The following is an 11,577-nucleotide window of genomic DNA, read 5'->3' as shown; positions in this document are numbered from 1 at the left end:
ACGATGCCCGCAGGTGATCACCGTCCGGAGAGGTGAAGCAATGGCAGGGGAACCGCAGGCGGACTGCCTGTTCTGCAAGATCGTCACAGGAGAGGTGCCCGCGACCGTCGTCCACGAGACCGACACGACGTACGCGTTCCGGGACATCAACCCCCAGGCGCCCACGCACGTCCTGGTGATCCCGAAGGCCCACTACCCGGACGCGGCCTCCCTCGCCGCCGCCGAGCCGAAGATCGCCGCCGACGTCCTGCACGCCGCCGGTCAGGTCGCGGCGCAGGAGGGCATCGACGGCACCGGCTTCCGGATCGTCTTCAACACCGGTACGGGCGCCGGCCAGACCGTCTTCCACGCGCACGCGCACGTCCTGGGCGGACGCGGCCTGCAGTGGCCCCCGGGATAAGCCGTGTCCGCCCGCGAGTTCGTGGTGCTGGGCACCGCCAGCCAGGTGCCCACCCGCCACCGCAACCACAACGGCTACCTGCTGCGCTGGGACGGTGAGGGCTTCCTCTTCGACCCCGGCGAGGGGACCCAGCGCCAGATGCTGCGCGCGGGCGTCGCCGCGCACGACATCCACCGGATGTGCGTCACCCACTTCCACGGGGACCACAGCCTGGGCCTGGCCGGGGTGATCCAGCGCATCAACCTCGACCGGGTCCCGCACCCCGTCACGGCGCACTTCCCGGCCAGCGGGCAGAAGTTCTACGACCGGCTGCGCCATGCCACGGCGTACCGCGAGACGGTGGTCATCGACGAGGCACCGGTCACCGGGGACGGCGTGCTGGCGCGCACGCCCGGCTACACCCTGTCGGCCCGCAGGCTCTCGCACCCGGTGGAGTCCTTCGGCTACCGGATCACCGAGCCCGACGGCCGCCGGATACTGCCCGAGCGGTTGCGGCAGTACGGCATCCAGGGGCCCGACGTCGGCCGGATCCAGCGCGAGGGCGCCCTCGGCGCGGTCACCTTGGAGCAGGTCAGCGAGCACCGGCGGGGGCAGAGCTTCGCCTTCGTCATGGACACCCGGCTCTGCGAGGGCGTCGAGGCGCTGGCCGAGGGCTGCGACATGCTGGTGATCGAGTCGACGTTCCTCGACGAGGACGCCCACCTGGCCTCCGAGCACGGCCACCTCACGGCGGGCCAGGCGGCCTCCGTCGCGCGGGACGCCGGCGTGCGGCACCTGGTGCTGACGCACTTCTCGCAGCGCTACACCGATCCGGCCGCCTTCGAACGCCAGGCGCTGGCGGCGGGCTTCGACGGCGAGCTGACCGTGGCCGCCGACCTCCTGAGGGTGCCGCTGCCCAAGCGGCACTGACGAGGACGCGTGGGGCGGCCGGCATCCGGGTGTTCTGCTTGTGATCTAGGTCATAAGTGGTTTTGACTCTGCTCCACGTGGGGAGTGCTGCCGGCTTTCCACGACAGATGGGGAGCAGACGTGAGCATGCGCAACGACCGGCCCAGCCGTACCAGCCCGCCGCAGCCCGCCGCCTGCGTCGCGCACCCGGTGGACCCGCTGGCCTCCCTGCGGGGGCCCGGGGACCCGGCCTGCGACGTCTTCCTCACCGGCACGGTCTTCCTGGACATCATCTTCACGGGCCTGGACTCGGCCCCCGTGCGCGGCACCGAGTCCTGGGCCCGCGGGATGGGCTCCAGCCCCGGCGGCGTCGCCAACATGGCCACCGCGCTGGCCCGGCTGGGCCTGCGGACCTCGCTGGCCGCCGCGTTCGGCGACGACCACTACGGCGAGTACTGCTGGGACGCCCTGGAGCAGGGCGAGGGCATCGACCTGTCCCTCTCGCGCACCGTTCCCGGCTGGCACAGCCCGGTGACGGTCTCCATGGCGTACGAGGGGGAGCGCACCATGGTCAGCCACGGCCACGAGGCACCCCCGGCCGTCGGCGGGGGCGGCCCCGTGCCCCCGGCCCGCACCGGCCGGTTCCCCGAGTGCCCGCCGCCCGCCCGGGCGGCCATCGCCTCGCTGGCTCCCGGCCGGCGGGAGGAGTGGGTGGCCGCGGCCGCCGGTGCCGGGGCGCGGGTCTTCGCGGACGTCGGCTGGGACGACAGCGGCCGGTGGGACCTGGCCGCCCTGGACCTGGAACACTGCGAGGCCTTCCTGCCGAACGCGGGCGAGGCCATGCGCTACACCCGCACCGAATGCCCGCGCGCGGCGGCCAGGGCCCTGGCCGAGCGGGTGCCGATCGCGGTGGTCACCATGGGCGCGGAGGGCTCGTACGCGGTGGACGGCCGCACCGGCGAGACCGCGCAGGTCCCGGCCATCGCCGTGGAGGCCCTGGACCCCACCGGCGCCGGTGACGTCTACGTGGCCGGTTTCGTCACCGGCACCCTCGCGGGCTGGCCGCTGGCCGACCGCCTGGCGTTCGCGGGCCTGACGGCCGCGCTGTCGGTGCAGGAGTTCGGCGGCTCTCTGTCCGCCCCGGGCTGGCCGGAGGTGGCCGCCTGGTGGCGCGGTCACCCGCAGCCGCCGGCCCGCTACGGCTTCCTCGATGCCCTGCTGCCCCCGGAGGCGGGCCCGGCCCAGGACCGCCGCCGCGCGGTCCCCACGATCGGCTTCCGGTACCCGGCGTAGCCGGGAGCTCGCGGCCCGTCCTGCACCGGCCCGGGGCCTGCGCGCGGCCTGCTCGCGGCCTGCGCGGGGCCCGGCCTGGGCCCTGCGCGGGGCCCGGCCCGGGCCCTGGGCAGGCCCGGCCGAAAACCTCTCGGGAAGCCTCCGGCGGCGTCGTACGCTTGGTACTCAGAGGTCGTCGAACGGCGAGACCCCGCAACCGGAGGTATGTGCAGGCCTCAGAGCCGGCCCATGACGCAGACACCCACAGCCCACATCCCGGCACCGGGACAGGCACGCGCCCACTTCACGGTCCCGGCCAAGCACCCCATGGTGACGGTGCTCGGCTCCGGCGACGCCCTGCTGCGCGTGATCGAGAAGGCCTTCCCCAAGGCCGACATCCATGTCCGGGGAAATCAGGTCAGCGCGATCGGTGACGCCAGGGAAGTGGCACTGATCCAGCGCCTGTTCGACGAGATGATGCTGGTGCTCCGCACCGGGCAGCCGATGACGGAGGACGCAGTGGAACGCTCGATCGCCATGCTCAAGGCGAGCGAGGCCGGTGAGGGGCCCGCGGAGACCCCGGCCGAGGTGCTCACCCAGAACATCCTCTCCAACCGCGGTCGCACCATCCGTCCCAAGACCCTCAACCAGAAGCGGTACGTCGACGCGATCGACAAGCACACGATCGTCTTCGGCATCGGCCCCGCCGGTACCGGCAAGACCTACCTCGCCATGGCCAAGGCGGTCCAGGCCCTGCAGTCCAAGCAGGTCACCCGGATCATCCTGACCCGGCCCGCCGTCGAGGCGGGGGAGCGGCTCGGCTTCCTGCCCGGCACGCTCTACGAGAAGATCGACCCGTACCTGCGCCCGCTGTACGACGCGCTGCACGACATGCTCGACCCGGACTCGATCCCGCGGCTCATGGCGGCCGGGACGATCGAGGTGGCACCGCTGGCCTACATGCGGGGGCGGACGCTGAACGACGCGTTCATCATCCTCGACGAGGCGCAGAACACCAATCCCGAGCAGATGAAGATGTTCCTCACCCGGCTCGGTTTCGACTCCAAGATCGTGATCACGGGTGACATCACCCAGATCGACCTGCCGGGCGGCACCAAGTCGGGCCTGCGGCAGGTGCAGGACATCCTCGAAGGCGTCGAGGACGTCCACTTCTCGCGGCTCACGTCGCAGGATGTGGTCCGGCACAAGCTGGTCGGACGTATCGTCGACGCGTACGAGCAGTACGACAGCCGCAACGGGAAGTAGCACGAGAAGAACATGTCGATCGACGTCAACAACGAGTCCGGAACCGAGGTCGACGAGCAGGCGATCCTCGACATCGCCCGCTACGCGCTGACCCGGATGCGGATCCACCCGCTGTCCGAGCTCTCCGTCATCGTCGTCGACGCCGAGGCGATGGAGCAGCTCCACATCCAGTGGATGGACCTGCCCGGCCCGACCGACGTCATGTCCTTCCCGATGGACGAGCTGCGTCCGCCGGCCAAGGACGACGAGGAGCCCCCGCAGGGGCTCCTCGGCGACATCGTGCTGTGCCCGGAGGTCGCCAAGAAGCAGGGCGAGGACGCTCCCACGCAGCACTCCATGGACGAGGAGCTCCAGCTCCTGACCGTCCACGGGGTGCTGCACCTGCTCGGCTACGACCACGAGGAGCCGGACGAAAAGGCCGAGATGTTCGGTCTCCAGGCGGCCATCGTGGACGGCTGGCGGGCGGAGCGCGGGCTGACCGGCCCCTCCCCGGCCCCCACCGTCTCGTGACCGCGCCGCAGCTGATCACCGGGGCGGTCCTGCTGGTCGTCGTCGCGTGGCTGGCCGCGTGCGCCGAGGCGGGCATCGCCCGCGTCTCCAGCTTCCGGGCCGAGCAGGCCGTCCGGGAGGGCCGGCGGGGGAGCGCCAAGCTGGCGCAGGTCGCCGCCGACCCGACCCGCTACGTGAACGTCGCCCTGCTGGTGCGCGTCACCTGCGAGATGGCGGCCGGCGTGCTGGTCACGTACGTCTGCCTGGACGCGTTCGGCGAGAACTGGACGGCCCTGCTCGTCGCCATCGCGGTGATGGTGCTGGTCTCGTTCGTCGCCGTCGGCGTCTCGCCGCGCACCATCGGCCGCCAGCACCCGCTGAACACGGCCACGGCCTCCGCGTACGTGCTGGTGCCGCTGGCGCGGGTGATGGGGCCGATCCCGCAGCTGCTGATCCTCATCGGCAACGCGCTCACGCCCGGCAAGGGCTTCCGCAAGGGCCCGTTCGCCTCCGAGGCCGAGCTGCGCGCCCTGGTGGACCTGGCGGAGAAGGAGTCGCTGATCGAGGACGAGGAGCGCCGGATGGTGCACTCCGTCTTCGAGCTGGGCGACACCCTGGTGCGCGAGGTGATGGTGCCGCGCACCGACCTGATCTGCATCGAGCGGTACAAGACGATCCGTCAGGCGACCACGCTCGCGCTGCGCTCCGGTTTCTCCCGGATCCCGGTGACCGGCGAGAACGAGGACGACATCGTCGGGATCGTGTACCTCAAGGACCTGGTCCGCAAGACGCACATCAGCCGCGACGCCGAGACCGACCTGGTGACCACGGCCATGCGCCCGGCGGTCTTCGTGCCCGACACCAAGAACGCGGGCGACCTGCTGCGCGAGATGCAGCAGGTCCGCAACCACGTCGCCGTCGTCATCGACGAGTACGGCGGCACGGCCGGGATCGTCACCATCGAGGACATCCTGGAGGAGATCGTCGGCGAGATCACCGACGAGTACGACCGCGAACTCCCGCCCGTGGAGGCGCTCGGCGAGGACCGCTACCGGGTGACGGCCCGGCTGGACATCACCGACCTCGGTGAGCTCTTCGGGATCGACGCCTACGACGACGAGGACGTGGAGACGGTCGGCGGACTGCTGGCCAAGGCGCTCGGCCGGGTGCCGATCGCCGGCGCCTCGGCGGTGGTGGACCTGCCCGACGGCCGGCCGCTGCGGCTGACCGCGGAGGCCCCGGCGGGCCGCCGCAACCGCATCGTCACCGTGCTGGCGGAACCGGTGGACCCGGAGCCGGAACAGGCGGGTCCGCAGGACGCGGCGCCATGACACCGGCCGAGCTGCGCGCGTTCTGCCTGGGCTTCGACGCCGCGGTGGAGGAGTTCCCGTTCAACCTGGAGACCTCGGTCTTCAAGGTGCTGGGCAAGATGTTCGCGCTCTCGGCGCTGGACGCGCGGCCGCTGAGGGTCAATCTCAAGTGCGATCCGGAGGAGGCGCTCCGGCTGCGGGCCGCGTACCCGGACGCGGTCGCCCCGGGCTGGCACATGAACAAGCGGCACTGGAACACGGTGACCGTGGCCGGGCTGCCCGACCGGACGGTGCGCGAGCTCGTCGAGGACTCCTACGACCTGGTCGTCGCGGGTCTGCCGAGGGCGGAGCGGCTGCGGCTCGACCGGCCGTGACCGACTTATCCGGACTTTGAGATTCCGCAAGGTCACGATTTCGCAGGGCGTGCGGATCATAGGATTTCTTTACCCTACGCTTAGCTTTGCTTGTGCCAAGCAAGATCCGGGGGGGACCGGAGGGGAGAGCACCTCGGCGGGGCCGTGCAACGGCCCCGCCGAGGCGCTCCATATGCTGTCGCCCATGACCGAGACCACCGGGCTGGACCCCGAGGACAGCAAGATCATCACGCTCGCGCGCAGCGCCCGGGCCCGAAACGGGGTGCCCGAGGGCGCCGCCGTCCGCGACGAGACCGGCCGTACCTACGTCGCCGGGACGGTCGACCTCGACTCCCTCAAGCTCAGTGCCCTGCAGACGGCCGTCGCCATGGCCGTGGCCAGCGGGGCGCAGTCGCTGGAGGCCGCCGCCGTGGTGAGCACGGCCGAGGCCCCGGCCGAGGCCGACCGGGCCGCCGTACGCGACCTCGGCGGGCCGGACACCCCCGTGCTGCTGGCGGGCCCGGACGGCGCCCTGAAGTCCACCACGCCGGCCGGCTGACCCGGCCCCGCGCGGTGCGGCCGGTCCTCGGGCCCGTCAGGGCGCGGCGGCCGGCCGGGGCCGCCGGATGACCATCGCCATCAGCGCGGCGGCCGCGCACAGGGCCCCGGAGGCGTACCAGACGACGTCGTAGGAGCCGAAGGCGTCCCGGGCCAGACCCCCGAGGAAGGCGACCACGGCCGCCCCCACCTGGTGCGAGGCCAGCACCCAGCCGAAGACGATCGCGCTGTCCTCGCCGTAGATCTCCCGGCACAGCGCGAGGGTCGGCGGCACGGTGGCGACCCAGTCCAGACCGTAGAAGACGATGAAGAACACCATCGGCGGGTGGACCGAGGGGGCCAGCAGCATCGGCAGGAACAGCAGCGAGACCCCGCGCAGCGCGTAGTACACCGCCAGCAGCCGGCGCGCCGCGAAGCGGTCGGTGAACCACCCCGAGGCGACCGTGCCGACGACGTCGAAGACCCCGATCACCGCGAGCAGCCCGGCGGCGGCCGTGACCGGCATGCCGTGGTCGTGCGCGGCCGGCACGAAGTGGGTCTTGACCAGGCCGTTGGTGGACGCGCCGCAGATCGCGAAGGTGCCGGCCAGTAGCCAGAACGGACCGGTGCGGGCCGCCCGGAACAGCACCGTCAGCGCCCGCCGGGCCGCCCCCGGCACCGGCGCGGGCTTCGCCGCGTACGTCCCTCCGTAGGGCGCCAGGCCCACGTCCGCGGGGTGGTCGCGCAGCAGCAGCCAGACGAACGGGACCACGGACAGGGCGGCGAGCGCGACGGTGAGGGCCGCCGGTCGCCAGCCGTGCTCCGACACCAGCCAGGCCAGCAGCGGCAGGAAGATCAGCTGACCCGAGGCGCCGGCGGCGGTCAGGATGCCGGTGACCAGCCCGCGCCGGGCGGTGAACCAGCGGTTGGTGACGGTCGCGGCGAAGGCCAGCGCCATCGAGCCGCTGCCCAGACCCACCAGCACGCCCCAGAACAGCACCAGCTGCCAGGACGCGGTCATCCACACGGTGGCCGCGGAGCCGACGGCGATCACGGTGAGCGCGCACGCCACGACCCGGCGGATGCCGAACCGGTCCATCAGGGCGGCGGCGAACGGCGCGGTGAGCCCGTAGAGGGCGAGATTGACCGACACGGCGAAGCCGATCGTGCCCCGCGACCAGTCGAACTCCTGGTGCAGCGGCTCGATCAGCAGCCCCGGCAGGGAGGCGAAGGCAGCCGCGCCGATGATCGTCACGAACGTGACGGCGGCGACGGACCAGGCCCGGTGCACACGCCCCGGCGCCCGGCGCGGGACGGCGGCCAGGGCCGAGGACGCGGGGGAGAGGGAGGAGTCGGCGGAGGCGGCGGGGGCGGTCGCGGTGGGTTCGGAAGGTGCGCTCTGGGTCACGCGGACAGCTTCGCGGCCCGGACCTGCGGCACTCCAGTGGCCTGAACGACAGCATTCGCTACGATCGGGCCATGGCGCATCGTGTGGTCGTCCTCGCCCTGGCCGGGCTGCTCCCCTTCGAGCTCGGCATCCCGCACCGGATCTTCGACCGCGCCAGGGACGCCGAGGGCCGCCGCCTCTACGAGCTCGCCACCTGCGGGCTCGCCGCCGGACCGGTCCAGACCGAGGCGGACTTCGCCGTCCACGTCGAGCACGGCCCGGAGGCGCTGGCGGAGGCCGACACGGTCGTGGTGCCCGCCTCGTACGAGCTCGGGCCGGTCTACGAGGAGGGCCGGCTCACCGACGAGCTCGCCGCCGCCCTGGCCCACGTCCGCCCCGGCACCCGGCTCGTCTCGATCTGCACCGGCGGCTACGTCCTGGCCGCCGCCGGCTACCTCGACGGCCGCCGCGCCACCACGCACTGGGCCTCCGCCGAGCACTTCCAGCGGCTGTTCCCGGCGGTGCGGGTGGACCCGGACGTCCTCTACACCGACGACGGCGACGTGCTGACCTCGGCCGGGGTCGCGGCCGGGATCGACCTGTGCCTGCACATCGTCCGCCGGGACCACGGGGCGACCGTGGCCAACGAGGTCGCCCGGCGCACCGTCGTACCGCCCCACCGCGAGGGCGGGCAGGCCCAGTTCGTCGAACGGCCGGTGCCGCAGCCGCAGCTGGCGAGTACGTCGGCGGCCCGGGCCTGGGCGCTGGACCGGCTGCACGAGCCGCTGCGGCTGAGCGACATGGCCCGGCAGCAGGCCATGTCCGTACGGACCTTCACGCGGCGGTTCCGCGAGGAGGCCGGGGTGAGCCCCGGTCGGTGGATCGTGCTCCAGCGGGTCGAGCGGGCGCGGCGGCTGCTGGAGTCGACGGACCTGCCGATGGAACAGGTGGCCCGCGAGGCGGGGTTCGGCACGGCGCAGTCCTTGCGCAAGCACCTGCTGGCGGCGCTGGGCGTGGGCCCGACCGCCTACCGGCGGACGTTCCGGACCGCCGCCGCGGCCCCGGGGGCGGCGGAGGCGGAGCCCGCCCGCCCCTGATGGTCCGTCAGGTCGGGCGCGTCACGCGCCTTGACTTCTCGGCGCCCGGACCGGTCAATGACCCCGTGCCGGGGCGGACCCAGGGGGCGGGCGGTGAACAGAGCCGGAGGGACCGGGAGAAGGCGAGGAGGCCTGCGCGGCCGCGCGTGGATCGCGGCCGCCGGGGCGGCCGCCCTCGCCACCGGTCTGACCACCCCGGCCGCCCCGGCGACGGCGGCCACCCCGCCCGGCGGGGCCGCGCCCCGCACCACGCACGCCCCACCACCGGCGGCGAGCGGCCGGTCCGAGCGGCCCGGTCGGACCCACGCCCCGCCGGCCCCGAGGACCCCGGTGCTGTCCATGACGCAGGACGGGGCCGCCCTCACGCTCGGGGCCGTCGCCAACGGGCAGGGCGGGGGAGCCGCCGGGCGGATCGGCACCGTCACCGTGCTCGACGTCCGCGGTGTGCCGGCCGGCTCCGGGTGGACGCTGCGCGGCGCGGTCACCGCGTTCACCGGGGCGGGTGGACGACCCGTCCCCGGAGCGTCCCTGACCTGGGCCCCGACCTGCGCCCCGGCCCGCGGCAGCCTCGGCCGCTGCACCGCCGGCCCGGCGGGGGCCGTCGGGCCCGAAGGGGCCGTCCTGGCGTCGGCCGACGGCGGCGGCCGGTTCACGGTGGACGCCACCGTGCTGCTGCGCCTGCCGCCGTACACCCGGACCGGCTCGTACAGGGCGGTGCTCACCCTCACCCTGACCGAGGGCCCGCCCTCACCCTGACCGAGGGCCCGCCTCTCCCTGGCCGAGCGCGCGCCTGGGCCCGCCCGTGGCGGCCTGGTCGGCGGCGCGGGCGGCATCGGGGAGAATGGCCCGTATGAGCGATCGTTCCCCCGAGCCCACCGCCCCGCACCGCGCGGGCTTCGCCTGCTTCGTCGGCCGCCCCAACGCGGGCAAGTCGACCCTGACCAACGCACTGGTGGGCACGAAGGTCGCGATCACCTCCAACCGGCCGCAGACCACCCGGCACACCGTCCGCGGCATCGTGCACCGGCCGGACGCCCAGCTGGTGCTGGTCGACACGCCCGGTCTGCACAAGCCGCGCACCCTGCTGGGCGAGCGCCTCAACGACGTCGTACGGGCCACCTGGGCCGAGGTCGACGTCATCGGCTTCTGCCTGCCGGCCGACCAGAAGATCGGCCCCGGCGACAAGTTCATCGCCAAGGAACTCGCGGGGATCAAGAAGACCCCCAAGATCGCCATCGTGACCAAGACCGACCTGGTCGAGTCCAAGGCGCTGGCCGAGCAGCTGCTGGCCGTCCAGCAGCTCGGGCAGGAGCTCGGCATCGAGTGGGCAGAGATCATCCCGGTCTCGGCCGTGGGCGACAAGCAGGTCAAGCTCGTCGCCGACCTGCTGGTCCCGCTGCTGCCGGAGAGCCCGCCGCTCTACCCGGAGGGCGACCTCACGGACGAGCCCGAGATGGTGATGGTGGCCGAGCTCATCCGTGAGGCCGCGCTCGAAGGCGTCCGCGACGAGCTGCCGCACTCCATCGCGGTCGTGGTCGAGGAGATGCTGCCGCGCGAGAACCGCCCGGCCGACAAGCCGCTGCTGGACATCCACGCGAACGTCTACATCGAGCGGCCCAGCCAGAAGGGCATCATCATCGGCCCGAAGGGCTCGCGCCTGAAGGAGGTGGGCATGAAGTCGCGCAAGCACATCGAGGCCCTCCTCGGCACCCCGGTGTTCCTGGACCTCCACGTGAAGGTCGCCAAGGACTGGCAGCGCGACCCCAAGCAGCTGCGCAAGCTGGGCTTCTGAGCCGCGGCCGGGCCGCCGCCTGAGGCCGCCGCCGGGGGCCGCCGGGCCGCGGCCCGGCCGCAGCCGGGCGGCCCGGCCCTCAGCCCCGGCGCCGCACCTTGAGGGTGTTGTCGAAGCCGGGCCCCGGACGGCTGGCCTCCGCCTCCGTCCGCGGGTGCTCCGCGCAGACCAGCACCTCCCAGCCGTCCTCGGGCAGCTCCAGGTCCGCCAGCACCTCCTGCGGGGTCGGGAAGTGCAGCTCCGGATGCGGGTTCTCGTGCCCGGGCGCCGTCCCGCCGTGCCCGGCCACCAGCAGCACGCCGCCGGGGGCCACGGCCGCGGCAGCGGCGCGCAGGATGCGCTCGCGCGGCATGTCGCCCGGGCTGTGCAGGAAGCAGGCGGAGACCAGGTCGTACTCCCCGGTGGGGAACGAGGCGCCGAGGTCGTGCCGCTCGAAGGAGATCCGGTCGGCGACGCCCGCCTCGGCCGCGTGCCCGGCGGCCCGTTCCAGGGCCACCGCCGAGATGTCGGTCCCGGTCACCTGCCAGCCCCGGCGCGCCAGCCAGACGGCGTCGGCGCCCTCGCCGCAGCCGAGGTCGAGGGCCCGCCCGGCGGGCAGCCCCTCGACCTCGCGGACCAGGACCCCGTTGGGGTTGCCGCTCCAGATCCGGTCGCTCTGGCGGTAGCGGGCGTCCCAGAACTCCGCGTCCGACCCGTAGCCCTCCGGGCCCTCGTGGTGCTGGTGCTGGTCGTGCTGCTGCTGGGCCATGGCGCTCGTCTCTTCCGCTCGGGTGTCTGCTCCGCCCG

13 protein-coding genes are annotated in these 11,577 nt (G+C 73.5%); 11 read left to right on the top strand and 2 right to left on the bottom strand.

Going from position 1 to position 11,577, the window contains the following annotated elements; genetic code table 11:
• Positions 1–40 precede the first annotated feature (40 nt).
• The 8 genes from LG632_RS02010 to LG632_RS01975 all read left to right on the top strand — a co-directional run bounded on the left by LG632_RS02010 (position 41) and on the right by LG632_RS01975 (position 6,537).
• Complete coding sequence (locus LG632_RS02010) at positions 41–400, top strand: histidine triad nucleotide-binding protein (RefSeq protein ID WP_226724562.1); 360 nt, start codon at positions 41–43, stop codon at positions 398–400.
• 3 nt (positions 401–403) lie between these two features.
• Positions 404–1,309, top strand: a complete 906-nt coding sequence (locus tag LG632_RS02005) for a ribonuclease Z (RefSeq protein WP_226724561.1) — start codon at positions 404–406, stop codon at positions 1,307–1,309.
• A 126-nt stretch (positions 1,310–1,435) separates the two neighbouring features.
• Positions 1,436–2,581 carry a PfkB family carbohydrate kinase gene (locus tag LG632_RS02000; protein ID WP_226724599.1) on the top strand — a complete coding sequence of 382 codons (1,146 nt, stop codon included), beginning with the start codon at positions 1,436–1,438 and terminating at the stop codon, positions 2,579–2,581.
• Between the two features lie 228 nt (positions 2,582–2,809).
• Entirely contained in the window at positions 2,810–3,826 is a 1,017-nt protein-coding gene (locus tag LG632_RS01995; protein ID WP_226724560.1) for a PhoH family protein, read from the top strand.
• Between the two features lie 12 nt (positions 3,827–3,838).
• Complete coding sequence (gene ybeY / locus LG632_RS01990; protein WP_226724559.1) at positions 3,839–4,336, top strand: rRNA maturation RNase YbeY; 498 nt, start codon at positions 3,839–3,841, stop codon at positions 4,334–4,336.
• On the top strand, positions 4,333–5,646 hold the full coding sequence (locus LG632_RS01985; RefSeq protein WP_226724558.1) for a hemolysin family protein: 1,314 nt from the start codon (positions 4,333–4,335) through the stop codon (positions 5,644–5,646). The genes ybeY and LG632_RS01985 overlap by 4 nt, the downstream gene beginning before the upstream one ends.
• Entirely contained in the window at positions 5,643–5,999 is a 357-nt protein-coding gene (locus tag LG632_RS01980; protein ID WP_226724557.1) for an MmcQ/YjbR family DNA-binding protein, read from the top strand. The genes LG632_RS01985 and LG632_RS01980 overlap by 4 nt, the downstream gene beginning before the upstream one ends.
• A 184-nt stretch (positions 6,000–6,183) precedes the next feature.
• A complete protein-coding gene (locus tag LG632_RS01975) occupies positions 6,184–6,537 on the top strand; it encodes a cytidine deaminase-like protein (RefSeq protein WP_226724556.1) in 354 nt (117 codons plus the stop codon).
• 36 nt (positions 6,538–6,573) lie between these two features.
• Here the strand turns inward: LG632_RS01975 and LG632_RS01970 are convergent, their stop codons facing one another.
• Positions 6,574–7,839, bottom strand: a complete 1,266-nt coding sequence (locus LG632_RS01970) for an MFS transporter (protein WP_226724598.1) — start codon at positions 7,837–7,839, stop codon at positions 6,574–6,576.
• A gap of 155 nt (positions 7,840–7,994) precedes the next feature.
• Between LG632_RS01970 and LG632_RS01965 the strand changes: the two genes are divergently transcribed.
• The 3 genes from LG632_RS01965 to era all read left to right on the top strand — a co-directional run bounded on the left by LG632_RS01965 (position 7,995) and on the right by era (position 10,791).
• On the top strand, positions 7,995–8,999 hold the full coding sequence (locus tag LG632_RS01965; protein ID WP_226724555.1) for a GlxA family transcriptional regulator: 1,005 nt from the start codon (positions 7,995–7,997) through the stop codon (positions 8,997–8,999).
• Between the two features lie 93 nt (positions 9,000–9,092).
• Complete coding sequence (locus tag LG632_RS01960) at positions 9,093–9,755, top strand: hypothetical protein (protein WP_226724554.1); 663 nt, start codon at positions 9,093–9,095, stop codon at positions 9,753–9,755.
• Positions 9,756–9,840: 85 nt separating this feature from the next.
• Positions 9,841–10,791, top strand: coding sequence for a GTPase Era (era, locus tag LG632_RS01955; RefSeq protein WP_374203377.1), 951 nt, complete (start codon positions 9,841–9,843; stop codon positions 10,789–10,791).
• Positions 10,792–10,870: 79 nt separating this feature from the next.
• Here the strand turns inward: era and LG632_RS01950 are convergent, their stop codons facing one another.
• Positions 10,871–11,539 carry an SAM-dependent methyltransferase gene (locus LG632_RS01950; RefSeq protein ID WP_226724552.1) on the bottom strand — a complete coding sequence of 223 codons (669 nt, stop codon included), beginning with the start codon at positions 11,537–11,539 and terminating at the stop codon, positions 10,871–10,873.
• Positions 11,540–11,577 lie beyond the last annotated feature (38 nt).

Origin of the sequence: Streptomyces antimicrobicus (genome assembly GCF_020532625.1) — a bacterium.
Lineage (GTDB): Bacteria > Actinomycetota > Actinomycetes > Streptomycetales > Streptomycetaceae > Streptomyces > Streptomyces antimicrobicus.
The sequence above is the reverse complement of the archived record's forward strand: the minus strand, read 5'-3'. Positions and strand labels throughout refer to the sequence as shown.

Bases quoted from the DNA above. Each gene is read 5' to 3' on its own strand.
- LG632_RS02010 (WP_226724562.1), top strand. From the start codon at position 41: ATGGCAGGGGAACCGCAGGCGGACTGCCTGTTCTGCAAGATCGTCACA.
- LG632_RS02000 (WP_226724599.1), top strand. From the start codon at position 1,436: ATGCGCAACGACCGGCCCAGCCGTACCAGCCCGCCGCAGCCCGCCGCC.
- LG632_RS01995 (WP_226724560.1), top strand. From the start codon at position 2,810: ATGACGCAGACACCCACAGCCCACATCCCGGCACCGGGACAGGCACGC.
- ybeY (WP_226724559.1), top strand. From the start codon at position 3,839: ATGTCGATCGACGTCAACAACGAGTCCGGAACCGAGGTCGACGAGCAG.
- LG632_RS01980 (WP_226724557.1), top strand. From the start codon at position 5,643: ATGACACCGGCCGAGCTGCGCGCGTTCTGCCTGGGCTTCGACGCCGCG.
- LG632_RS01975 (WP_226724556.1), top strand. From the start codon at position 6,184: ATGACCGAGACCACCGGGCTGGACCCCGAGGACAGCAAGATCATCACG.
- LG632_RS01965 (WP_226724555.1), top strand. From the start codon at position 7,995: ATGGCGCATCGTGTGGTCGTCCTCGCCCTGGCCGGGCTGCTCCCCTTC.
- era (WP_374203377.1), top strand. From the start codon at position 9,841: ATGGCCCGTATGAGCGATCGTTCCCCCGAGCCCACCGCCCCGCACCGC.
- LG632_RS01950 (WP_226724552.1), bottom strand. From the start codon at position 11,539: ATGGCCCAGCAGCAGCACGACCAGCACCAGCACCACGAGGGCCCGGAG.